The organism is Streptomyces flavusporus (genome assembly GCF_046267975.1).
GTDB classification, from domain to species: Bacteria; Actinomycetota; Actinomycetes; order Streptomycetales; family Streptomycetaceae; genus Streptomyces; species Streptomyces flavusporus.
The window spans coordinates 8,790,451-8,813,696 of the sequence record NZ_CP176503.1; the positions used below are offsets into that span (position 1 = coordinate 8,790,451).

General features: G+C 69.5%; 15 protein-coding genes and 3 pseudogenes. 8 read left to right on the forward strand and 10 right to left on the reverse strand.

The features are described from left to right. Positions 1-247: 247 nt before the first annotated feature. From ACKTSN_RS41340 to ACKTSN_RS41355, 4 genes and pseudogenes are all read right to left on the reverse strand, one after another. Positions 248-2,401: a glycoside hydrolase family 9 protein gene (locus ACKTSN_RS41340; protein ID WP_409473752.1), complete on the reverse strand. Its 2,154-nt coding sequence runs from the start codon at positions 2,399-2,401 to the stop codon at positions 248-250. 61 nt (positions 2,402-2,462) lie between these two features. After that, a pseudogene (locus ACKTSN_RS41345) lies at positions 2,463-2,744 on the reverse strand (non-reducing end alpha-L-arabinofuranosidase family hydrolase); the annotation flags it as partial. A 916-nt stretch (positions 2,745-3,660) separates the two neighbouring features. Continuing rightward, positions 3,661-4,472 (reverse strand): annotated as a pseudogene (locus ACKTSN_RS41350) (LacI family DNA-binding transcriptional regulator). A 339-nt stretch (positions 4,473-4,811) separates the two neighbouring features. Continuing rightward, positions 4,812-4,934 (reverse strand): hypothetical protein, encoded by a 123-nt coding sequence (locus tag ACKTSN_RS41355; RefSeq protein ID WP_409473753.1) that lies wholly within the window; start codon positions 4,932-4,934, stop codon positions 4,812-4,814. Positions 4,935-4,974: 40 nt separating this feature from the next. On the opposite strand from ACKTSN_RS41355, the gene ACKTSN_RS41360 reads away from it, so the two are divergent. Further along, the gene (locus tag ACKTSN_RS41360) at positions 4,975-6,441 is read left to right on the forward strand and encodes a non-reducing end alpha-L-arabinofuranosidase family hydrolase (RefSeq protein ID WP_409473754.1); all 1,467 of its coding nucleotides are present in this window, start codon (positions 4,975-4,977) and stop codon (positions 6,439-6,441) included. A gap of 4 nt (positions 6,442-6,445) precedes the next feature. Further along, positions 6,446-6,730, forward strand: coding sequence for a ricin-type beta-trefoil lectin domain protein (locus ACKTSN_RS41365; RefSeq protein WP_409473755.1), 285 nt, complete (start codon positions 6,446-6,448; stop codon positions 6,728-6,730). A gap of 54 nt (positions 6,731-6,784) precedes the next feature. On the opposite strand, the gene ACKTSN_RS41370 is transcribed toward ACKTSN_RS41365, so the two are convergent. Further along, the gene (locus ACKTSN_RS41370; RefSeq protein WP_409473756.1) at positions 6,785-7,555 is read right to left on the reverse strand and encodes a FadR/GntR family transcriptional regulator; all 771 of its coding nucleotides are present in this window, start codon (positions 7,553-7,555) and stop codon (positions 6,785-6,787) included. 144 nt (positions 7,556-7,699) lie between these two features. Here ACKTSN_RS41370 and ACKTSN_RS41375 point away from each other — a divergent pair, with 144 nt between their 5' ends. Genes ACKTSN_RS41375 through ACKTSN_RS41395 form a run of 5 tightly spaced genes read left to right on the forward strand, consistent with a single transcriptional unit; the run spans position 7,700 to position 14,115 of the window. Then, entirely contained in the window at positions 7,700-8,965 is a 1,266-nt protein-coding gene (locus ACKTSN_RS41375) for an ABC transporter substrate-binding protein (protein ID WP_409473757.1), read from the forward strand. A 4-nt stretch (positions 8,966-8,969) separates the two neighbouring features. After that, complete coding sequence (locus ACKTSN_RS41380) at positions 8,970-9,956, forward strand: carbohydrate ABC transporter permease (protein WP_409473758.1); 987 nt, start codon at positions 8,970-8,972, stop codon at positions 9,954-9,956. Then, entirely contained in the window at positions 9,956-10,783 is an 828-nt protein-coding gene (locus ACKTSN_RS41385) for a carbohydrate ABC transporter permease (RefSeq protein WP_409473759.1), read from the forward strand. The genes ACKTSN_RS41380 and ACKTSN_RS41385 overlap by 1 nt, the downstream gene beginning before the upstream one ends. A gap of 1 nt (position 10,784) precedes the next feature. Beyond that, complete coding sequence (locus ACKTSN_RS41390) at positions 10,785-12,020, forward strand: mandelate racemase/muconate lactonizing enzyme family protein (protein ID WP_409473760.1); 1,236 nt, start codon at positions 10,785-10,787, stop codon at positions 12,018-12,020. A 40-nt stretch (positions 12,021-12,060) separates the two neighbouring features. Next, the gene (locus tag ACKTSN_RS41395; protein WP_409473761.1) at positions 12,061-14,115 is read left to right on the forward strand and encodes a right-handed parallel beta-helix repeat-containing protein; all 2,055 of its coding nucleotides are present in this window, start codon (positions 12,061-12,063) and stop codon (positions 14,113-14,115) included. A gap of 1,108 nt (positions 14,116-15,223) precedes the next feature. Here the strand turns inward: ACKTSN_RS41395 and ACKTSN_RS41400 are convergent. Next, on the reverse strand, positions 15,224-15,949 hold the full coding sequence (locus tag ACKTSN_RS41400; protein WP_409473762.1) for a polysaccharide deacetylase family protein: 726 nt from the start codon (positions 15,947-15,949) through the stop codon (positions 15,224-15,226). Positions 15,950-16,249: 300 nt separating this feature from the next. On the opposite strand from ACKTSN_RS41400, the gene ACKTSN_RS41405 reads away from it, so the two are divergent. Continuing rightward, entirely contained in the window at positions 16,250-17,356 is a 1,107-nt protein-coding gene (locus ACKTSN_RS41405) for an NAD(P)/FAD-dependent oxidoreductase (RefSeq protein ID WP_409473763.1), read from the forward strand. Positions 17,357-17,392: 36 nt separating this feature from the next. On the opposite strand, the gene ACKTSN_RS41410 is transcribed toward ACKTSN_RS41405, so the two are convergent. The 4 genes and pseudogenes from ACKTSN_RS41410 to ACKTSN_RS41425 all read right to left on the reverse strand — a co-directional run bounded on the left by ACKTSN_RS41410 (position 17,393) and on the right by ACKTSN_RS41425 (position 23,157). Beyond that, positions 17,393-18,967, reverse strand: coding sequence for an SMI1/KNR4 family protein (locus ACKTSN_RS41410; protein ID WP_409473764.1), 1,575 nt, complete (start codon positions 18,965-18,967; stop codon positions 17,393-17,395). A 126-nt stretch (positions 18,968-19,093) separates the two neighbouring features. After that, positions 19,094-19,573, reverse strand: a complete 480-nt coding sequence (locus tag ACKTSN_RS41415) for a (2Fe-2S)-binding protein (RefSeq protein WP_409473765.1) — start codon at positions 19,571-19,573, stop codon at positions 19,094-19,096. Between the two features lie 12 nt (positions 19,574-19,585). Then, positions 19,586-21,940, reverse strand: a pseudogene (locus ACKTSN_RS41420) (molybdopterin cofactor-binding domain-containing protein). A gap of 227 nt (positions 21,941-22,167) precedes the next feature. Beyond that, on the reverse strand, positions 22,168-23,157 hold the full coding sequence (locus ACKTSN_RS41425; protein WP_409473766.1) for a helix-turn-helix domain-containing protein: 990 nt from the start codon (positions 23,155-23,157) through the stop codon (positions 22,168-22,170). Positions 23,158-23,246 lie beyond the last annotated feature (89 nt).

The following is a 23,246-nucleotide window of genomic DNA, read 5'->3' on the forward strand; positions in this document are numbered from 1 at the left end:
GACTGTGCCTCCAGGGTAGAAATCACGGAAGGACTGAAGTGCAGCGGAATGCGTCGTCCGCTCCCACTCGGCAGGCGGACGAGGCGGGCCGGAACCCGGGCAGCACGGAATCACCGGACACCGCGGTCATGGAACCGGGACGATCTCAACCGGCATGGACGGCACCCGGTCGGCCGTCGGGTGACTTAGGGGGCCTTGCAGGGTGAGCCCGGGTGGGATCGTCTGCCTGAGTCTGGTCGGCCATGGATCAGGCGCAGGCATTCCCGTTGAGGGTGAAGGCCGTGGGGGAGGGATTGGTCCCGCTGTGTGTCCCCTGGATTCCGAAGCTCACTGTCGCGCCGGGTTCGATGGTCCGGTTCCAGTCGGCGTTGCGGGCGACGGCGGTGGTGCCGTTGTGGGCGACGGTCGCGTTCCAGGCGTTCGTGACGCGCTGGCCGGCCGGGTAGATCCAGCTCAGCTGCCATCCGTCCACGGCTGTCGGGCCCGTGTTCTTGGCGGTGACCGTCGCGGTGAAGCCGGTGTTCCAGAAGCTGTCGGTCTTGTACGTCACCGTGCAGGCACCGGTGGGTGGTTCGCCGGTGGAGGTCCGCTCGGCGGCGTAGGCGGCGAGCCAGGCCAGCGGGGCGTTCCAGTTGATGGCCACCTCGTTGGTGGAGTATGAGCCGATGTCGTCGATGTAGCAGGCGGCGGGCGCGCAGCCGGCCAGCTTCTCCTGCGCCACCGGGTCCTGGAGGGCGCTGTTGGGCCCGCCGGCCAGGGATCCCGCCGGAGGATTGGGCAGTGTGGCGTCCAACTGGTGTGCCCAGAAGCGGTGATGCTGGTTGCGCGAGGATGTCTCGCCATAGCCGGATATGTAGGACTGGCCGATGGCGTTGCGGCCCAGCAGGTAGTCCATTGTCTCCAGCGCGCCGGTGCGGTAGCGCTCGTTGCCGGTCAGTTCCCCGGCGACGGCCAGGACGATCGCGTCGCCTGCGACCTCGCCGTTGGAGCCCCAGAAGTAGCCGTCCGCCGGGACGGGCACCGCGTATCCCTGGGCGGCCATCCGGGACAGGTAGCCGTCGGCGGCTGTCGTTACCGAGGCCCGGACCCGGTCCCGGTCGGCTGCGGGGAGGCCGCTTGGGACGGTGGCCAGGGTGAGCCGGCCGAGCGCGGCGGTGTCTGCCCAGCCGAACCCGTAGGCGGAGAAGGCAGTTGGGGAAGTGTGCCAGGACGAGCCGGTGACCGCGTCCCGGTAGCCGCTCTCGCCGGTCGTGGCGTACAGCTCGGCCGCCGCCCAGTAGAACTCGTCGCCGACCTGGGTGTCGCCGTAGGCACCGCCGCCCGTGCTGTCCGAATCCGGCGCGTACAGGGTCGGGTTGGCCCGGGCCGCCGTCCAGGCCCGGCGGGCGGCCGACAGACAGCGGTCGGCGAACGCGGCGTCGTAGGGCCGGAAGACGCGGGCGCACTGCGCCGCGGCCGCTGCGAGGTTGAGGGTCGCTGCCGTGGACGGACGGTGCAGCTCGCGGGGCTGGGCGTCCTGTTCGGGGCGGGTCGGCATGCCAGTCCAGGCCGCGTCATGGATCTTGTGGAACGCCATGCCCGCGTACGGCTTGCCCTCGGGCACCTGCATCCGCATCAGGAAGTCGAGCTCCCAGCGCGCCTCGTCCAGGACGTCGGGTACGCCGTTGTCGCGTTCGGGGATCCGCAGGGTCGAGTCGCCCAGCGCCGTGTCCTTACCCGCCCGCTTGGCCCGCTCGAAGGAGTTGACCATCAGCCAGGTGGAAATGCCGCCGTTCACCACGTACTTGCCGTGGTCGCCCGCGTCGTACCAGCCGCCCCTGACGTCCCGGCTGTAGTCGCACACGGTGGCCTGGCACGGGACGGAGGTGTCGCCCTTGTTGGGCGCGACACCGAGGTGTCCGGCCGGGCGCGCGTAGGCGGAGCCCACCAGAGAGGCATCGATGGGGATGCCGCTGCGCTGGTGGTAGAAGAACGCCATCGCGTCGGAGCGCAGAGCGTCGTACAGGTTCGCGCGGATGTCGAAGGGCACGCTACCGCTGCCGTCCACCGTCAGGACGTATCCCGAGCCGGACCCTCGGTACGAGGAGAAGTCGGCCACCTGGACGGACTGCCCGGAGGGGGCATCCGCGCCGCGCGGGACGGTCGCACCGGAGGCGAAAGCCGTCCCGGACGCGTCGCGCAACTGCCAGGTGAGCGACTGCGTCGCCGTGGTGACCACGGTGGCGCGCTTGGGGCCGTCCGGCAGGTAACCGACCTGGTTGACGCGTACGGCCGTGGTCGCCGCCGCGGAAGGGGCGGCTGCCGCGGTGGGCGCGGTCAGGAGGCCGCCGACGAGGAAGGAACCCGTCAGCAGGGTGGCGGCGAGGCGTCTGGGGTGGCGTAACAGAGGGGTGGGGGGCATGAGCGGCTCCTGTGTCCATGGTGGTCAGCAGGGGGAGTTGGTCTGGGTGAGCAGGCCCATTCGCCAGGGGTGTCCAGGTCCCGGTGGAGGTGAAGGAGCGGAAGTAGCGTCGGCCGGTGGAGCCGATGGCCTCCTGGAGGAGCAGGTACTGGTTGCTGCCGGCGACCTTGTAGTACACGTCGGTCGCGCCTCGAACACCGCGGCGATTGCTGAGCCCTTGAGTCTCCGTGACCGACGTCTCGGAGATCGGGGTAACACCGACATGATCGTCCTTTCTCTGTGGAGCCGTTCTTGGTGCCCAGCGGGCGCCATGGGCGGCGGCGGAGATCGGGAGCGCTCCCATTCGAAATATCGAACAGAGGTCGGTGGGTCGAGGATTCGGGGCGGACAGTAATGACGCACAGGACAGTCGTCAACAGGTGTGGACTCATGCGGGAGTTGAAGATGTGACGGACACGTCTCCTGGGTTGGTGTAGAAGCCGGTCGGGGATCGTTTGCCGGATCGTCGTGTCGGGGCTCGGGGCTCGGGGCTCGGGGCTGGGAGGCGGTGATGGTGTCATGGCTGGAGCGGCGGGAGACCGTGGCACGGGGTCGGCACGCTGAACTGCGTGGGCAGACCGAGGAGTTGACGGCCCTTCTGATCGAGCAGGCAGGGTGGTGACCCGGCTGGACATCACGCGCGGGAGACGATTGAGCGAGATCCTGTCCGCAGCCGCGCCCGCACGGCGTACAGCGAGTCTTCCTGGCAGTGCTGTCTGCAAGGCAAGAAGCTGCCTCCGCGCAACGCGGTGACCGCGCTGTGCGTGCCGGCCGGGGAGCCGGCGGAGCGACTGCTCGCACTGTGGGAGCTGACGGATGCGGCGTGGAGTGGGCGGGCGGCGGTTTCGCCCACGGTGTCAACTGCGCCGGTGTGTTCCCTGCGCCCTGTGGGCCGACGGTCGGCAGGGCCATCAAGGGGCGGCAGCTGCGTGAGCGGGCGTGCAGAGGGATGGGCGAAAAACGCCCTACGGCGGGTCCGGCTGTACGACGCCCGCTCGAGCTGCTTCACGTACCTTTCGAACCACGGCGTGCCGGATCACCTCCTGGCTCGGTGGGCCGACCACACCAATGTGCAGACCACGAAGCGCTGGTAAGTGAAGCCCGATGTGGAAGCTCGCCGCTCGTGTGCAGTGCTTCTGCGGTGATCGGCGCGACAGGTGTTCCCGGATTCGAGGGCAACGCCCAGAAGCAGACGATTTGCCCCGCCTTCTCCTCCATCTTCATCCGTTCCAGCAGATCGGCGACTCGCACGGATGCGGGCAGGAGGGGGCACGCCAGGGCTCGGCCAAGGGGTTTTCCCAGGGACGCGGCGGGGCGGTGGAGAGCCGGACCTTGAGCTCCGTCGAGAGCTCCATTCGAGGGCTGATCAGGGGCTGGTCCTCCAGAAGCTGGAACAGCGTGCGGGCGGCGAGCCGGCCCATCTCCTCCAGCGGCTGGCGCACCGTCGTCAGCGGTGGTGACGGCCATTCGCACATCGGCAGGTCGTCGAAGCCGACCACGCTGAGGTCCTGCGGGATGCTCAGCCTGACCTGCCCGGTGGCTTCGTAGACGCCCATCGCCTGCTGGTCGCTGCCGGCGAAGATGGCGGTCGGCGGCTCGGGGAGGGCGAGCAGTTCCTGGGCGCGCCGGAACCCGCCCTCGTGCTGGAAGTTGCCGAACCGGATCAGGTCGCGGTCGACCTCGATCCCTGCCCGCTGCAGCGCGGCCCAGCTCGACGGCGTGGCCTCGCCCGGCGGGACGAGCGACACGACGGTGCCGACGCTCCGCTGGGCGCACTCGGCCTCGACGCCGCGCAGTATCTCCACGCCCACGCGCTGTCCAGGCCGCCGATGATCAAGTCGACCAGGCCCGACCTGCGGGCCCTGCCGCGCCGGCCGGGGGAGAGGTAATTGTGGGATTGCAGCAGGCTCTCGATCCGTTCGCGTGTCGCGGGTGCGACATCGGCGCGGCCGTTGATCACCTTGGACACGGTGGCCTGGGAGATCCCTGCCTCCGCGGCGATGACGGCCAGGGTCGGGCGCTGCTTGCTCAACTTCCCTCCTCCGCGCGGACACCTTGGGCCAGCGAGCTGTATCGAAACATTCGGAGATTTTCCGGTCGACCGACATGCCTGTTAAGCCCATAGGGGAGGCGCTGTTTGTGGACAGATCGGCGACAGGTCTTGACCGGGACGCTCCACGTTCCTAGCTTGTGGCGTCAAAGAATACGAGAAGCTTCCGAAAATTTCGAGAATGAACCGACGTTCCTCACCCCGGAGGTCCCCCTTGGCCAGCACTCCCCGGACGCCTGGTGGATCCGTCGGCGTGACGGCCCCCTGGCCGCAGCCGTCACAACCGGCCGTCAGCTGGAACGGCTGAAGGCCGGAGACCTCTCACGTCTCGGCCACGGCGAAGTGGTCCGGCTGGAGCGCCCAGGGCGCCAACTCTTCGGCATGTGCGGCCGCCTTCGCACCTCTCCCGTCCCTGCCCCCCGGCGCGGCCGCTCCGCGGTTCATCGGGGGTCACCTCACCCCCGCCCCCCAAGGAGGTCTTCTGATGTGGTTTCGCCGTCCGTCCCCGGCCCACCTGAGACGCTTACTCGCCGTCCTTGCGCCCTTGCTGCTCGTGGCTACCTTCCTCGGTGCCCAGCCCGCCGCTGCGGCGACCGTCGACCCCAACGCCTGGTATGTGCTGGTCAACCGCAACAGCGGCAAGGCCCTGGACGTCTACAACCTGGCGACCAACGACGGCGCCCGCATCACCCAGTGGACCAGGAACGATCAGAACCAGCAGCAGTGGCAGTTCGTCGACTCCGGCGGCGGTAACTACCGCATCAAGTCCCGCCACTCGGGCAAGGTGCTGGACGTCTACAACTGGTCCACCGCGAACGGCGGCTCGATCGTCCAGTGGGCCGACCTGAATGGCACCAACCAGCAGTGGCGGCTGGCCGACAGCTCGGATGGCTACGTGAGGTTGATTTCGCGCCACAGCAACAAGGCCCTTGAAGTACAAGGCGGCTCCACCGCAGACAACGCGAACGTCGTCCAGTACGACGACTGGGGCGGCACCAACCAGCAGTGGCAGCTCGTCAAGGTCGGCGGCGGCAACCCCGGCCCGTGCGATCTTCCGTCGACATACCGCTGGACATCAACGGGCGCGCTGGCGCAGCCCAAGCCGGGGTGGGTCTCGCTCAAGGACTTCACCGTCGTCCCCTACAACGGCAGGCAACTCGTCTATGCGACGACGCACGACACGGGGACGAGGTGGGGTTCGATGAACTTCGGCCTGTTCACCAACTGGTCGGAGATGGCCTCGGCCAGCCAGAACACCATGTCGACTTCCACCGTCGCGCCCACGCTCTTCTACTTCGCGCCGAAGAACATCTGGGTGCTCGCCTACCAGTGGGGTGGGACTGCCTTCTCCTACCGGACGTCGAGCGACCCCACCAACCCGAATGGCTGGTCATCCGAGCAGGTGCTCTTCTCCGGAAGCATCTCCGGCTCCGGGACCGGACCCATCGACCAGACGCTCATCGCCGACGACCAGAACATGTACCTGTTCTTCGCCGGTGACAACGGCAAGATCTACCGGGCCAGCATGCCGATCGGGAACTTCCCGGGCAGCTTCGGCTCGTCGTACACGACGATCATGAGCGATACGACGAACAACCTGTTCGAAGCCCCGCAGGTCTACAAGCTCCAGGGCCAGAACCGCTACCTCATGATCGTCGAGGCGATCGGCTCGCAGGGCCGCTACTTCCGCTCGTTCACAGCCACCAGTCTGAACGGCTCATGGACACCCCAGGCCGCGACCGAGAGCAATCCCTTCGCCGGGAAGGCCAACAGCGGCGCCACCTGGACCAACGACATCAGCCACGGCGAACTGATCCGCACCAGCCCCGATCAGACCATGACCGTCGATCCCTGCAATCTGCAGTTGCTCTACCAGGGACGCAGCCCCAACTCCGGCGGCGACTACGGCCTCCTCCCCTACCGTCCGGGTCTGCTGACACTGCAGCGCTGACGGCGTGACACGAGTCCGGCTCCGGTATGGAGCCGGCGGGGCGGGCTCGGCGGAAGGCCGAGCCCGCCCGGGGTCACGCGACCACGTCAGCGCTCATACGGCGACGGAGCGTGGGGTCGGGCAACGAACAGGACAACCAGAAAAGTGGACACTCGCGGCCGACGGATCGATCCGCAACGTACCCGCAGGGCTGTGCCTCGACGTGGACGGGGCGGCCACCGCGAACCGATCGGCGCTCATCCTGTGGACCTGTAACGGCCAGGACAATCGGCGTTGGGCCTGCGGGTGAGGCCGGGCTCCACCGGCGGCGCCGCCCGCAACGCGGCGCCGCCGGTGGCGCTCGCTAACGGTCCAGCCGCACCGGGTCGCCCGGTGCGCTGCGGCGGACGAGCCAGGCTTCGGTGATGTGGGTGAACATCGCCTCGGCCGCACCGCTCGGGTCGTGGGCGGCGATGCGCTCGTACACGCGGCGATGGCCGCGGTTGGACGCGATGCACATGGCGCGCTCGGGCCGGCCCATGTACCGCGCGGTGTTGACGACCTGGCTCTCCAGTGCGCGTACCACCCCACGGGCGATGCGGTTTCCCGACGCCTGCATGATGACGTCGTGGAAGGCGCGGTCGTGCTCCGCGTACGTGACGTAGTCGTCCACGAGTTCGTCCATCCGGTCCACCAGTGTGCGCAGCCGATCAACGACGTCCTGAGTGGCCAGCCGGGCGGCGACGTGCGCCATGTCGGACTCCAACAGCCGCCGTGTGACCACGAGGTCGTCGAGGAGCTGCAGACTCTCGTCCTGGTCGATGCTCGCCGCCAGGACGTGCTCGTCGAGCATGTTCCACTTCGCCGGGGCGGTCACCATGGTGCCGGCACCCTGGCGGACCTGCACCAGTCCCTTCTCCTGCAGGATCTTCACGGCTTCCCGGATGACGGTCCGGCTCACCGAGAAGGCCTCGCAGAGAGCGGGCTCGGGCGGGAGGGGTGTCCCCGGCTGGTGCTCTCCGCGAACGATGCGGCCCACCAACTCGGCAGTGACCGCCTTCGCGAGGTTGGCCGGCCGTCGTGCCCAGGCGGGAGGCGCCGAACTGCTCTCGGCTGCTGGCTGCGATGCCGTCATGGTCCCTCCGGTGGTCCCGCGACCACGCGGGCGACTCGAGGCGCCATCATACGCGACAGCCATTGACATCATACGTCATACGAGTTACGTTTCCGGGTCATCGGCGGGCGGTGGGTCGCCCAAAGGCAACGGAGAGTGATCGGCGTGAAGCGGCGAGCACTGTTATCGGCCGTCCTGGTCGCGGGGATGACGCTGTCCGGCTGCGGCAGCGCGGGATCCGGCTCATCTGACGACGCCGCGGACGACAAGCTCGTGGTCTGGGACTGGAAGTCCGGTGAGGAGACGGCCGCCTCCTACATCGAGCAGGCGAAAGCCGACTTCGCCGAGAAACACCCCGATGTGAAGGTGGAGTTCGTGGCCCAGCCGTTCGACCAGTACTACACGTTGCTGGGCACGGCCATACAGTCCGGCAAGGGCCCCGACGTCATGCTCTTCAACGGCGGCGGTGAGATACGCGGCCGCACGGACGCGCTCCTGCCTCTGGACGACTACGTGGCCAAGGACAGGAAGCGGCTGTCGGGGTGGGAGGCCTTCACCGCGGAGGGCAAGGTCTACGCCGCGCCGGTGACGTTGCAGGGGCACCCGCTCTACTACAACAAGGCGCTCTACAAGGAGGCCGGTCTCGACCCCGAACACCCGGCGACGACGTGGCGGGAGTTCCTCGACGACTGCCGGGCCATCGCCGAGGAGACAGAGGCCAGCTGTCTCTCCCTCGGAAACAAGGAGGGCATCGGAATCCAGTTCTTCCTCTCGGCACTGGGGCCGGGCGTCCTCACACCACAGGAGTACGACGACTGGATCGGCGGGGACCGGGACTGGAACTCTCCCCGCGTGCGGCAGATCTTCGAACTCTGGAAGGAGGCCGAGGACGCCGGCCTGAACAACGACGGGGCCAACTCGACAGCGCTGTTCAACGACGCCTTCGCCCGCTTCCAGTCCGGTGAGGCCGCCCACATCGTCGGGCTGATGTCGGACGTGGGCCACTGGAAGGACTTCAGGGAGTTCCTGGACCCGGACGACATCGGCGTGATGCGGGCGCCGCTCGTCAACGCCGGGGCCGACCCCAGCCTTCCGTACGACGGCGGTATCGGCTACGGGGTCGCCGAGTGGACGAAGAAGCCGGACCTGGCCGCAGACCTGGTGCGCTCCCTGACTTCGAAGGACGCTCTCAAGGCCTTCTACGCCGACGCCGGCGCGGTCGCATCCGACACCACCATCGACGTGTCAGGCGGCGGCCAGGCCCTCGCCACGATCGTGTCGGAGATCGAAACCGGCAAGCCCGCACTGCACGTCGCGCTGTCCTCGAAGACGCTGGATCTGATGGGCAGGCTGTCCCAGCAGATCCTGAGCGGATCGACCAGCGTCGACGACGCCGTGCAGAAGCTGGCCGACTCCGACCAGAAGGGCTGAACCCGTGCCGCCCCGGAATTCGCCCCCATCGGTCCGCCCGGCTGATGCCGGGCGCACCGATGAGACGAAGGCCGGGCAGCGCACGCGCCGCACGGCCCCTGGGGCGGATGCCCCACGGCTCTTCGGCCGGCAGCGTGCCGAACGCCTCGCGCCCTACGTCCTGCTGGCCCCGGCCATTGTGATCGTCGTGGCGCTCCGCCTGGTCCCGCTGCTCATGGGCGTCAACTTCTCCTTCACCGGCGACGGCGAGCGCGACGGGACGGCGGTCGGCCTGGACAACTACGCGGAACTGTTCCGGGACCCGCTCTTCCGCACTGCCCTGCAGAACGTCGGACTGCTAGTGCTGCTGCTGCCGGTGGCGGTGGCGATCCCGGGCCTGCTCGCGACGTTCCTCTATCTGCGCGTGCCCGGGCACCGGTTCTACCGCAGCGTCTACTTCTTTCCGGCCGTGCTCTCCCCGGTGCTCGTCGGCGCGATCTTCAATCTGTTGCTGGCCTTCGACGGCCCTCTCAACGCGGCCCTCGGGAACGCCGGCATCGACCCCGTCGACTGGCTCGGCGATCCGGACATCGCCATGTTCACGGTCGTCGCAGTGCACGTCTGGGCGACGTTCGGGATGGCCCTGGTGGTCTTCCTCGCCGGGTTCTCCACCCTGGACGCCACACTCCTCGACGCCGCCCGGGTCGACGGCGCGTCGCTGCCCCAGGTGATCTGGCACGTAATCGTCCCGGGCCTGTCCCGCACCATTCAGTTCGCCTTCGTCACCACCATGATCGGGATGCTGACGTCGATGTTCGGCCTGCTCTATGTGATGACCAGCGGCGGCCCGGAGGGGTCCACCTACCTGCCCGAGTACTACATCTGGATCCAGCAGGGGGAGATGAACCGGCCGGCGCTCGCCGCTGCCGCCTCGACGGTTCTCTTTCTCCTCATGCTCGTGGTGGGGCTCGCGCAGATCGGGCTGCTCCGCCGCGCGGGGAGGGAGCACTGATGCGCCGCGTGCGCCTGCGTGTGTGGGTGGCCGCCGTCCCGATGGCCGCCCTGGCAGTGGCGACGATCTACCCTCTGGTGTTCACCGCCAACGTCGCCATGAAGACCCGGCACGACTACATCCTCGACCGGTTCTCCCTGACGAGTTCCCTGTCCTGGGACAACATCGCCACGGCGTGGACGAGTGTCGGCCTGGGGCGGTACTTCGCCAACTCCGTCATCGTGGTGGCGTCCGCTGTCGCCCTCCTTCTGCTGATCGGCTCGATGGCCGGCTTCGCGCTGAGCCACCTGCGGTTCCGGGGCTCACGGGCCCTGTTCCTGTGCTTTCTCGCGGCGCTGTTCATCCCGTTCCAGGTGATCATGGTCCCGCTCGCGCGGGTCATGGCGGACTGCGGCCTCATGGACACCTATCCCGGGCTGATCCTCGCTTACGTCGCACAGTTCCTCCCGTTCACGATCTTCCTGATGACGAGCTACTACTCCGGGATTCCGGGCGAGATCATGGACGCGGCCAGGATCGACGGGAACACGCTGTACGGCGTCTACTGGCGGGTCATGCTGCCGATCGGCCGTCCTGCACTGCTGTCGGTCGGCATCCTCAACGCCTTGTTCTGCTGGAACGACGTGCTCATCTCCCTGCTGATGATGCCGTCCGCCGAACACCGCACGCTCATGGTCGGGGTCACGTCACTGCGCGGACAGTACTCCGACGACATCCCCACCTTCGCCTCCGGAGTGCTGATCGCCGCACTGCCGGTCCTCGTGCTCTACCTCTTCTTCCAGCGCCAGATCGCCGACGGCATCACCGCCGGCGCCACGAAGGGCTGACATGCGGATAGCCGGCTTTCGCACGCTGACGACCGTCCTCGAATGGGGCCGGCCCGTCGGTGACGCCAACGGCGTCTACGCCGACGGGCTCATCCCGGTGCCGATCATCCTGGTGGACACCGACGCGGGCGTCACCGGCGTCGGACTGGGATCTCACGTAGAAGTGGAAGCCGTCTTCGCCGCCATCGACGGCGAGGACCCGCGCTGCGTGACCGCGCTCTACGACCGCATGCTGCGGCACACCTTCAAGGCCGGCCACGCCGGAGCCCTCTTCGGGACCATCGGTGCACTCGACACCGCCCTGTGGGACGTCAAGGCGAAGGCGGCCGGCGAACCGCTGTGGCGCCTTTTGGGCGGAGGCGACCGGAGGGTCCCCGCCTACGCATCGGCCCTGGACATCGCCCTGAGCGACGACGAACTGGCCCACGTCTACCAGACCTACGCCGAGCACGGCCTGCGGGCGGCCAAGCTCAAGGGCGGCCTCGACGTCGAGCGGGACCGCGACCGGCTGGCCCTCGTGCGGGAGGTACTGACCAGGGCCGGACGGGGCGCGCGGCCGGCCCTGATGCTTGACGCGAACGAGACCTGGACCCGCAAGCAGGCGGTCCGTCACATCTGGGAACTGGAACGCACGCTCGACCTCACCTGGGTCGAGGAACCCGTCCGGCGCTGGGACGCCGAAGGAATGGCTGCCGTCGGACGGGGAATCCGGGCCTCGGTCGCCAGCGGGGAGAACCTCAGCGGCCTCGAGCAGTACCGGCCGCTGCTGGCCCGGGGCGCGGTCGACATCGTCCAGACGGCGGCGGTCTGGGGCGTGACCCACTTTCTTCGGGTCGCCGCCCTGGCTCACGCCCACGACCTGCCCGTCAGCCCGATCGGCGACACTCCCGTGGCGCTCCTGCACGCCGCGACGTCCGTGCCCAACCTCATCGCCGCCGAGCTGCAGAACCTCCAGCCGCCCCTCGGCCTCTCCCTCGACCTGCACGTTGAGGACGGTGCCTTCGTCCTCGGTCACTCGCCGGGCCTGGGCATCGAGGTCGACGAGGACGTGATAGCGGCGTCAGGACGACAGAACACCGCCGCACCCGAAGGTCCCGGAATCCGGCCCGAGCACGCAGGACGACGACTGCTGGCGGCGGCCGCTCGTCACTCTGCCACGCAGCAGCACCACCCCGGTCTTCCCGACTTCCGCCTACCGCATCCCGTCAACGAAGTGCCGCACACCGCTGGGCCCTGACCGGCCCGGACCACCCCGACCGCGAAGAAAGGACGTGGCCATGCCCGCGCTCCTCGCACGGCACACCCGAACGTCCGTCGTGGCAACCGCCGCAGCCCTGGCCGCCGGACTGCTCGCCGCCCTGCCCTCCGACGCACACGCCGCTCCCCAGGGGCACAGACTCGTCGTCGCTCCCACCGGTGCTCCGCGCGCCGACGACCACGGGCCAGGCACGGTCAGCCGGCCGTTGAAGACCCTGGCGGAGGCGCAGCGCCGGGCAGAGGTCCTCGCTGCCCGAGGCGACGGCGACGTCACCGTGAACCTCCTGAGCGGGACCCACCGGCTCACCTCGCCGCTGCGCTTCGGCGCAGCCGACTCCGGCCGCGACGGGCACACGGTGACCTGGAAGGCCGCGCCCGGAGCGAAGCCCGTGGTGAGCGGCGCGGACCCGGTCACCGACTGGGAACTCGACGACCCGGACAAGGGCATCTACAAGGCACATGTCGGCACCGGCTTCGACACCCGTCAGCTCTACGTCGACGGCGTCCCGGCACAGCGCGCGCGCCTCGCGCTGAACCGGTCCGACATCTCGCTCAACCCGACCGGCTTCACCCTCGACAACTCGGACCTGGATCACCTGGCCACGCTGCCCGACCAGAAGCGCATCGAACTCCAGGCGAAGCTGTCGTTCACCAACCGCTTCGCGCCCGTGGAGAGCATCTCCGGCTCCAGGGTCGTGATGCAGCAACCCGCCTGGGACAACAACACCTATGGATACGACACCATCCAGTCCCCGTTCCGGACGCCGACGTTCTGGCTGCTGAACTCCAAGAGCTTCCTCGACGAGCCCGGAGAGTGGTACCTGGACACGACGGCCGGCACGCTGTACTACAAGCCGCTCGAGGGGCAGGACCTGGAGAGCGCACAGGTCGAGCTGCCGCGCATGGAAACGCTGCTCGAGGTCGGCGGCACCTACGACGAGCCGGCCCATGACCTCCGGTTCCAGAAAATGACCTTCACCGGCACCACGTGGCTGCACCCCAGCTCGCCCAACGGATACGCCAACCAGCAGACGGGCGCGTTCATCACCGGCGTGCAGCCCCACCGGCCCGCCGATGCCTTCACGTCGTGTGCGGTCGGCTGCCGGGGATTTGAGGGAGCACGCAACAACTGGGCACAGGCGCCCGCGGCCGTGCAGGTGTCGGCGGCGGACGGCATCACCTTCGCCGACAACCGCTTCGTCAACCTCGGCTCGGTCGGGCTCGGCATCGGCAACGACGCCAACGCACACGCCACCGGCGTCGGATTGGGCGCGCAGAACATCTCCGTCACCCGCAACACGTTCACCGCGAGCGCCGGCGGCGGCATCGTGGTCGGCGGAGTGCGTCCCGACGCGCACCACCCGTCCGACGAGCGCATGACCAACAGCGACATCCTGATCGGCAACAACCGCATCTTCTCCACGGCGCTGGAGTACCTCGACCAGGACGGCATCTTCGCCAGCTACGCCACCCGGCTGACCATCGAGCACAACGACGTCTCCGACATGCCGTACACCGGCATCGGGATCGGCTACGGATGGGGTGCGAACGACCCGGGCGGCAGCCCTGAGTACATCAACCGCGGACTGTACGACTTCCAGCCGATCTACGACACGCCCACGACCCTGACGGACCTCCACGTGGTGGGCAACCATGTGAGCAATGTCGTGCACACGATGTTCGACGCCGGCTGCATCTATACGCTCTCCGCCAACCCCAACGGCACCATCGAGGAGAACTTCTGCGAGGACAGCGGGCAACTCGGCCTGTACTTCGACGAGGGATCCCGCTACATGACCGCGAACCGCAACGTCTTCCTCGACACCGCCGGCCAGTGGGCGCATGCCAACAACCAGCACGGCAACCGCACTGGCGATCAGACCCTGATCGGAAACTACGCGACCAACCCCAACATCACCGGCCTCGTCGACGGCGAGCGCGGCAACGTCGTACGGGACAACACCATCTTCACCAGCGACAACATCCCCGCAGAGGCCAGAGAGATCATGTCCAACGCGGGCGCGGCCGCACCGAAGAGTGAGGGCGCCGACGACCATGTCGACGTGGTGACCTGACCGTTGTTGGTCACCGTCACCGTCACCGTCACAGGCGGACGACACCCGGCCGCGCCCTCTCGCCGCACCCGCGCACGCACCGGGACGAGTGGGCGCAGCCGGGTCTTCGCCCCGGCCCTCGATGCGGGCCTCGGAGAGACGGATGGTGGCCCGCTGTACCGTCTCGAGGGCCTCCTGCCATGCCCCGAGTGCGAACTGGGTGCGCGCGAGCCAGCCCTGCGCCCAGAGGGAGATCCGGGTGGAGCCCATCCGGTAGCCGGTGGGGACGGCGGCCTCGAGTCGCCGGCGTGCGTCCTCCGGGGCGTCCAGAGCGACGTCCACCCAGCCGCGTCCCAGCTGGAAGCGCTGCGGCTGGGCGCCGCCGGGCAGTTGGGCGGCGGCTGCGTCGTATGCGGCGACGGCCTCCTCGGGCCGGCCGATCCCCGCCAGGCCCAGGCCGAGGATGGCCTCCGACTCGATGGCCGACGGATCGTCCGGGTCTGCCAGGTCCATGGCGCGGCGGGCCCAGGGGACCAGATCGCGCCCGTTCCAGCGCCCCAGGGCGTGCAGCACGCGCCGCTGGCAGATCTTCGCCATCAGGTCGCGGTGGCGTTTCGGGTCGCAGCGCTCCCAGGCCTGGGTCAGGAACGTCTCGGCTTCCGAGGGCCGGCCGCGCATGATGGCCAGATAGCCGAGGACCACGTCGCGCAGGGTGCTGGGCGGGAAACTTTCCAGTTCCAGGGCGAAGACCGCGGCCTGCGGTACGTCTCCTGTGCCGATCATGGCGTCGACCGCGCGGAGCAGCCGGTTCTGGCGGGCGGGGCGGTCGCTGCTCAGACGGCTGGCCTTGACCAGGGTGTCGGCCGCGGTGCCCCACTCCCCGGCGGTCGCACCACGCGAGGGAACTCGCGGACGGCATCCCCGGAGCCACCCTGAGGACAGTGGCCGCCGGCCATCTCGCAGTCGAGGAGCCCCGGGCCGTGGAAACGGCGCTGAGCGCCTACCTCTCAACGGCCCACACCAGGTCTGTTCGCTTGTGAGTGCACGCGGGTAACCCTGTCGTTCACCCGGTGGGCGCGCAGGCCGCCGCCGTTCCCGGGCTCGACTCCTGGCCGATCCTCCCGGTCGATCAGTGCGCGCGAGTCGCCAGCACCTGTTCGGCGACCTCGACCACGGGTGCCACCCACACGCGGTCGTCGCGCGCCAGCCGACGGCAGAACTCTTCGAGGTCGCGGGCGCGCACGGTCTGCGGGGCCTGGTCGCCGATGTCGTGGCCCGCCATGATCACCCACTCGCCGCGGGCTGTTCCGCTGTCCACAAGGGACATGAGCGCGTCGACGTCGAGTCCGTCGATGACGTACGCGTCCAGATGCGCCAGATCGCAGACGTCCGGCATGTTGCCGGTTTCGCCGCCGTAGCCGCGTCCTGCCATGAAGCGGTGTGCGACGAGCGGGACGTAGCTCTGCCGTCGTGATCCCCGGCCGACGAAGGACTGGCCGCACGGATAGGCGAACGTCTTCGGGCGCACACCGAGCAGATCCTCGATCACCTGGCCGGCCCTGTCGATGTCAGCGGCGATTTCGTCCAAGGTTCTGTCCTCGAGCGCGTTGGTGCGCGAGAACTCGTAGTTCGCACTGCATGGATGCGTCGTGGTGTGGTTGCCGATCTCATGGCCTGCCGACGCGACAGAAGACCAGCGGTCGGGTGCCGCGGCAATTCCGGAGGGCAGGACGTAGAAACTCGCCCGGATCCCGTGTTCGTCGAGGATCCGCACTCCGTGCAGCTGGCTTTCCCTGGCGTCGTCGAACGACAGGCTCACCGCGACTGCCGCGCCTGCGGGGAAGAACGCCGACATCAGCCCAGTATGCCGCGTGTGTCGTGGGCTTGCGGTGGTCCGTCGCTCAGCCCTTCGGCCCGCGCCACCGCGGGTGCGGACCGGTCTGATCAAGGGACGAGCGGTCGCCCTCCTGCCGGGCTGCAAAAGAGCAACAGCGAACCCAAGCTGCGGGTTCGTGATCCTCGTCGCTTCACAGAACGCCCACAGAGCTTCGCCAAAACTTTATCTTTCAAGCGTTACGCTCGCCGACCGGCGAGTGGCCGACGGAGCACCCGCACCGCGGCACTCGCTCCCCCCACCAGGCACAGGAGACTCGGTGTGTATGACGGCGACGTAGTGGTGATCGGCGGCGGCTATGCGGGCGTCCGGCTGGCGAAACGGCTGGACGGGACGGCACGGGTCACGCTGGTGGACCGCAAGGAGATCTTCTTCCACCGCATCGCCTCCCTGCGCGCCGGTGTGCGCCCGGAGTGGTCGGTGACGCCCTTCATTCCGTACGACCGACTGCTGAGCCACGGCCGTGTGGTCGTGGGCAAGGCGGTCCGCGTCGAGACCGGCGAGCGGCAGGTGGCGCTGGCCACGGGCGAGCGGCTGCCGTACGACGTGCTGGTGATCGCCACCGGCGCCGACTACCCGGAACCGGCCCGCTTCACCGGCACCACTGCCGAGGAGGCGGCCACGTCGTTCGCGGTGCACCAGCGGAACATCTCCGCCGCCGATCACGTCCTCGTCGTCGGCGGCGGGCCGTCCGGCGTCGAGCTCAGCGCCGAGATCCGGCTGGCCCGGCCGGACGCCCGGGTCACGCTCGCCCATGCCGGGCCGGCGCTGCTCAATGCCACGGGCAGTGCGCGGGCCGGGCGCAAGGCCCGCGACTGGCTGGAGTCCCACGACGTTCAGGTACGGCTCGACTCCTTCATGTCGCCCGGCAATGACTTCGGCACCTACCGCGACGCCGACGGCAACATCGTCGAGGCCGACCTCTCCTTCTGGACGACGGGCACCACCCCCAACACGCTCTGGCTGCGCCTGGCCGGGCACGGCGACTGGCTCAACGCGGCCGGGCAGGTGAAGGTCGACCGGATGCTCCGGGTCGAGGGAAAGGCGGACGTGTTCGCGGTCGGCGACGTCAACGACGCCAGCGAGTTCAAGATCACCCCCACCGCGCTCGCCCAGGCGGACCTCGCCGCCCACAACATCCGCACCTACCTGAACAGTTCCGGAAGGCACCGCAAGCAGCCCCGCATGTACCAGCCGGTCCGGCGCAGCCCGATCATCGTGCCGTTCGGCTCGGCCGACGGACTGACCGTGCTGCCCGTACCGGGCGGCGAGACCGCGGTCCTCGGTAGCCGTACCACCGTCCTGGCCAAGGCGAAGACGCTCATGACCCCTTACATCAGGCGCCAGCTCGGTTACACCGCGAACTGAGGACAGCCTGCTGTCGGCTCGATCTGGCGGCGCCTTTCACCCGTCGACGGTCTTCAGGGTGCCGGAGAGACGTAGGGCGTTGTCGGTGTCGAGGCCGAGGCGGGCTGCCCAGGCCAGGGCGTCGTCGAGGGTGGCGTTCGCCTCGGCCAGGTGAGCGGCGGTGAGGGTGGGTGGCACCTTGGCTTCATTCAGGAGGGTGGTCCACTGGCGGGCGGTGAGGGAGAGGTAGCGGAGGTCCGGAAGGCCGGCCAGGACGGGCAGGTTGGGGACGTCGGCTCCCGAGAGGTCGAGGCCCCGCAGGTGGGGGACGGTGCGCAGGGGGGTGATGTCGGCCGGGCCGGTGGTGGTCAGGTCGAGGGAGGTGAGGTGGGGGTGGGCTTCGAGGGGAGTCAGATCGCCTGTGGTGAGGGTGACACGCAGGGACTCGACGGGCAGTTCGCGCACGGGTGACAGGTCCGCGGCGGTGGAGCGGTTGAGGTGCAGGCGGCGGAGGTTGGGGGCGGCGGTGAGCGGGGCGAGGTCGACGAGGCCGGTGACGTTGTTGATGTGGATCGCCTGGAGGGTGGGCGGGACCTCGGCGGGGACATCACCGCCGATGAGCTGCTGCGGGGCGGGATCGTGGTCGGGTTCGAGCAAGTGGATGTGGTCGCCGTCCTTCTCGTAAGCGCCCTGGTCCAGGAGTTCCAGGTAGTGGCCCAGGAGTGACGTGATCGAGTCGGCGACGTAGGTGGGTCCCTCGTCGTAGTCGCGGCCGGTCCGGATGATCTGGCCGGGGCGGCCGTCGCGGGCCGGAGCTGTGTCCACGGCCAGGAAGTTGCCGTCCTCGCTGCTGCCGAAGCGCAACCAGCCGGGGTGGCCTCCACAGCGGCGGACGGTGTCGGCGGGGGCGGCGTCGAAGACGACGGCCTCCCATTCCAGGTCCCAGCCGTACCAGGGTCGTTCGCCCGCGCCCCACTCGGTGCGCTCGGCGACCATGCTCTCCAGCGACAGCCAGGCGTTGCCCTGGAACAGGTAGCGGTTCTCGTAGCCGATGCCGTCGCCGTCGGCGATCAGGTAGAGCGCGCGCAGATCGGGGGGCAGGCGGCGGCCCAGGCGGCGTTCGGCCTCCTCGATCGAGGCGGCGGTGACGGGCGGGGGCAGTTCCTCGGAGTGTCCCAGGATCGCGGCGCGCCGCTCGAGGTAGGCGCGGAAGCGGGCCACGGCCAGTTCGGGATCGCCCGCCGGCGCGCCGGTGCCGGGCTCCTGATGCCGGCCGGGCTGGGGCAATCGGTAGTCGGGGTCCAGGACCACCTGGAAGCCGCTGCTCATCCCGGTCACCCTGCTGATGGCGTCGTCGAAGGCGACGAGCCGATACTCGCCTGACGGCCGGCACCGAATCTCCAGGCTGACGGGCTCCCAACCGCGGTCTTCGCGCAGTCTCTCCGCCAGTGCCATGAGTTCCTCATAGGGATTGGGCAGGCCTGTGTTCCAGTTCTCCTCGTGCCGGCCGTAGCCGCCGGTCACTCCCGTACCGCCCCGCCCTGCCCGCCCGTGCAGGACCGCGTGCGTCCAGCCGTTCGGAGCCTTGGCGACGATCGCCTCGACTATCGGTCGTACCGCCTGCTCCACCATGTCGTGCTCCCGTGCTGTCGATGTTGCCGGGCATCATGGCAGCCACCACTGACATCGAGACCGGGTGTACCTGAACGCGCCGGACATCGACAACAACAAGGCGTGAGAACGGCCTTCGGGACCGTGTCACGGCATGCGCCGGGCTCCCGCGACGATCGCCTCGCGGATGCGGTTGTAGGTGCCGCAGCGGCATATGTTGCGGATCTCGTCCAGCTCGGCCTCGTCGATCTCCCGTCCCTCCTCCCGCGCCCGGCGCACCTGTGCGACCGCCGTCATGATCTGACCGGGCTGGCAGTAGCCGCACTGGGCGATGTCGAGGTCGAGCCAGGCCTCCTGCAGGGGGTGCAGGTCCCTGCCGACGGTGGCGGGGAGGCCTTCGATGGTGGTGATCTCGTCGGTGGGCGCGATGTCCTTGACCGGGACGGTGCAGGGGGTGAACGCCCTGCCGTTGATGTGGCTGGTGCAGGCCCGGCAGACGCCGACCCCGCAGCCGTACTTCGGTCCGGTGACATCGAGGACGTCCCGGAGCACCCACAGCAGCCGGACGTCGTCCTCGACCTCCGCCGTGACGGCCCTGCCGTTGAGGATGAAGGTGTGCTGCGGCACAGGGACTCCTGTCTAGAAGGCGCGGTCGAGACCGTCGGTCGGCGAGGCGGGGATCGGCGGGGTGGTGGGCGGCGGCTCGAAGCCGAGCGGTTCGGCGTGGTTGACGGGGAAGGCCGTCGGCATGGTGCCGGTGGCGCGTCCGTAGGCGCAGGCGACGGCGGCCATCGCGCCCGCGACAGCCAGCTCCCCCGCGCCACCCGGTCGGCCGGTGGTCGGCGGCATGACGACGATCTCCAGCTCGGGCGGGGTGTTCCACTGGCGGGTGTAGAAGTAGTTGTCCCAGCTCCCCTCCAGGAAGTGCCCGTCGTGGAGGTGGAGGCCGGAGGTGAGGGTGAGGGCGATGCCGTCGATGATCCCGCCCATCATCTGGGCTTCCAGACCGAGCGGGTTGACGGCCAGTCCGACGTCGACGGCGCAGACGACCTTGGTGACCCGGGGTCCGGTGTACGCGTCGGGGATCTTCCGCCCGGTGGTCTCGGGCCGGCAGTCGATCTCGGCGAGCACGGCGACGAAGGAGTGGTACTCGGGGTGGACCGCGATGCCCTGGGCGGTGCCGGCGGGCATGGCTCGGCCCCAGCTGCCGAGCTCCGCGACCTTGTCGAGGACGGCCCTGGCCCGCTCGTCCTTGAGGAACCGGCGGCGGAAGGCATAGGGGTCCTGGTCGCCCATCCGCTTCGCGAGCTCGTCGACGACCAGTTCCTGGGCGCAGCGCACGTTGGGCGAGTAGATGTTCCGCATCGCGCCGGTGTTGTAGCCGTTGTCGGTCTCGTTGAGCAGCATGGTGGTGGCGCCGAAGTGGTACGGGCTCTGCTGCGTGAGCTGGAAGAGCGTCTGGGAGAAGGTGAGATCGGCGACCGGCAGTCGGGCGGCCTGGGAGGTGATGACCTCGCCGATTCCGTGCCCGAAGTCGGTGGCGACCGAGGTGTGGCGCTGCGCGTAGGTGAGGACCTCGCCCGGCGTGTAGGTGGCCCGGACCCGCGAGGTCGACATGGGGTGCGTGCGCCCCTGACGGAAGTCGTCGGCGCGGTGCCACATCAGCTTCACGGGCTTGCCCATGGCCTTCGAGATCTCGGCGGCCTCACTGGCGGCGTCGTAGAACAACTTGCGTCCGAACGAGCCGCCGCCCTCGGTGACATGGACCCTGACGGCGGCGATCGGCAGACCGAGCTGGAGGGCGATCTGCTCCTGGGCGGCGATCGGCGACTTGAGGCCGGCCCAGATCTCGGCCGAGTCGGCGCGTACGTCGGCGATGGCGCAGTTGGTCTCCAGAGCGCTGTTGCTGGCGAAGTGGAAGGTGAAGCGGGCGTCGACGGACTTGGTGAGGAGCGGCAACGGTGACACGACGAGAGGCAGTTCGGCGGCCTTCAGCGCGCGCAGGACGGTCTCGTCGGAAGCGCCGTCGGCAGTGCCGGGTCCCCAGGTGACCTTCAGGGCGCGGACGGCGTCGATGCACTGGCCGAAGGTGCGGCCGCGGACGGCGACGCCGGTGGAGATCCGTACGACGTCGGTGATGCCGGGCATGGTGCGGATCGCGTCGAGGTTGGCGACCGAACGGACGGTGTCGTTGATGGTCGGGGGGCGGCACACCATGGTGGGCAGCGCGTCAGGCACCTGCAGGTCCATCGCGAACTTCTTGCGGCCGGTGACCGCCTCAAGGGCGTCGATCCGCCGCTGCGGGGTTCCGATGACGGTGAACCGGGACCGGTCCTTGAGGGTCACCTCGACCGCGGTGTCGGTGAGGGCGGCCGCCTTCGCGGCCAGCTCGCCGTAGGTGAGGCTGCGCCCGGTGGTGGAGACGATCGCTCCGGCGCGGGCGGTGAGCGAGCCGACCACCTCGCCGAGTTCCAGGGCGGCGGCGCGCAGCAGTCGGCCCCGGGCGACGGCGGCGGCGACGCGGATCGGGGTGAAGGTGGAGATGGTGGTGTTGGAGCCGCCGGTGAGCTGATTGAAGAGCAACTCGGGCCGGGCGTCGGCGAGTGTGACCCGTATCTTGTCGAGCGGCAGGTCGAGTTCCTCGGCGATCAGCATGGCGCTGGAGGTGGTGATGCCCTGTCACACCTCGGCCCGGGGCAGAGCGAAGGCGGCCGTGCCGTCGGCGTCGATCCGGATGGTGATGAGGTTCGCCGTGGGCAGCGTGGCATGCGTGAGCATGTCGTTGAGGTCGTAGATCTCGGACGGGCCGGGCAGGGACGGGACCACGGACGCGGCCTGCGCCGCGGCCTGCCGGGGAGCGAGCGCCGCCTCGCCGAGCTGGGCGGCGACGGTCAGGGTCGGTGCCGCCAGTACGTATCCGAGGAATCTGCGCCGCCCGGTGCCGCGCCGGGCCGCCGCCTCCTCGCCCTGCCACGCATCGTCCCGCGCTCCCATCGGCTGCCCCTTCAACGCGTCCCGTGGGTCTCTGGTGGTGGATCCGTGTAACTCGCAGGCACGATCGCGCACTTCGCCCGGCTGCGGAAGCTGGTTTGTCGCATGCTTCACCCGTGCGGCACGAACCCCTCACCGAGGGTCGTCGCCCATGGGACGAACCTCTGCGTGCGCGGGGCACCCGCGCCTCCGACGACAGCGTCACCGTCGACCACGGCGGCTCCTGATCCCTACGGCCGGGCCAAGAGACGCATTCTCAGGGCCAGTTGGAGCCGGAACCGGCCCCCCGGGGTGCGCACCGGCCAGCCGAGCAGGGTCTCGGCGTGGGTCAACCGGTCCTGGAGCGTGGAGTGGTGGACGTTGATCTCGGCGGCAGCCGCCCGCAGGCTTGTCGTCGAGGCGACGGCGTGCAGGGTGGCCAGCACCCAGGGGGCGTGCGCCGCCGCGGACTCGAGGACGCGTACGTCCGGCGGGACCTCGGCGCCCGGTGCGACCAGGCCGGCGAGCAGCGCAATGTCGCCGAGGCCGTCCGCGTGGACGACGCGTGAGCCGGGGTCCTGCGCCGTGCCCTCGGCGGTGAGGCGCAGGGCGATGCGGGCGGCGGCCCAGGAGCGGGGCAGATCGAGTACGGGGACGGCGGGTCCGACGCCGAGCCGGCCGGCGGGCAGTGCGGCGTCCGGGTGTGCGGGGAGGATCCGGGGCCGGCCGTCGGGGGTGGCGAGCGCGCGGCACTCGGCGGTGAGGTCGAGGCCCAGACGGCGGGCCGCGTGCAGTCGCGCCGCCTGAGGTGCGGTGGCGTCGAGGACGGTCTCCACGAGGGCGGGGTCGTCGAGCGGAGCCCGGCCCCGCGTGCGGTCGAGAACCTGTCGTACGGCCCGTGCGGCGCGCTCCAGGATCACGGCGTCGACCACACTGGCTGCCGCCTCCGGCCGCTCCAGCCACAGGGCGGGAGTGCCGCCCGGCGTCAGGGCCGTCGACGGCCAGCCGGGATCCGGTGGGAGATCCGTGTCCCGGCGCCTTCCGTCGGCCTCGACGCGGACGTGCACCCGCGTCCCGGTTTCGACGAGCCGTGCGGGCACCCCGGCCAGTACGGCGGCCCCGCGCACCAGCGCTTCCAGACCGGCACGGGACTCGGCCAGTCGGTCGAAATAGGCGATGACCTGCACGGCGGCCCCGGCATCCGGGTCCAGCGCGGTCAGGCGCCCGGCCAGCTCTTTCATACGCCCATGGTGCGCCATGCGGCGGGTGGTGAAGGACCCTGCGGAGCGTTGTCGCCCAGCTCACCGCGCCGCACGGCCCGCGTGCCTTT

Bases quoted from the DNA above. Each gene is read 5' to 3' on its own strand.
- ACKTSN_RS41425 (WP_409473766.1), bottom strand. From the start codon at position 23,157: ATGAAAGAGCTGGCCGGGCGCCTGACCGCGCTGGACCCGGATGCCGGG.
- ACKTSN_RS41400 (WP_409473762.1), bottom strand. From the start codon at position 15,949: ATGTCGGCGTTCTTCCCCGCAGGCGCGGCAGTCGCGGTGAGCCTGTCG.
- ACKTSN_RS41370 (WP_409473756.1), bottom strand. From the start codon at position 7,555: ATGACGGCATCGCAGCCAGCAGCCGAGAGCAGTTCGGCGCCTCCCGCC.
- ACKTSN_RS41355 (WP_409473753.1), bottom strand. From the start codon at position 4,934: ATGAACCGCGGAGCGGCCGCGCCGGGGGGCAGGGACGGGAGAGGTGCG.
- ACKTSN_RS41390 (WP_409473760.1), top strand. From the start codon at position 10,785: ATGCGGATAGCCGGCTTTCGCACGCTGACGACCGTCCTCGAATGGGGC.
- ACKTSN_RS41410 (WP_409473764.1), bottom strand. From the start codon at position 18,967: ATGGTGGAGCAGGCGGTACGACCGATAGTCGAGGCGATCGTCGCCAAG.
- ACKTSN_RS41340 (WP_409473752.1), bottom strand. From the start codon at position 2,401: ATGCCCCCCACCCCTCTGTTACGCCACCCCAGACGCCTCGCCGCCACC.
- ACKTSN_RS41395 (WP_409473761.1), top strand. From the start codon at position 12,061: ATGCCCGCGCTCCTCGCACGGCACACCCGAACGTCCGTCGTGGCAACC.
- ACKTSN_RS41385 (WP_409473759.1), top strand. From the start codon at position 9,956: ATGCGCCGCGTGCGCCTGCGTGTGTGGGTGGCCGCCGTCCCGATGGCC.
- ACKTSN_RS41360 (WP_409473754.1), top strand. From the start codon at position 4,975: ATGTGGTTTCGCCGTCCGTCCCCGGCCCACCTGAGACGCTTACTCGCC.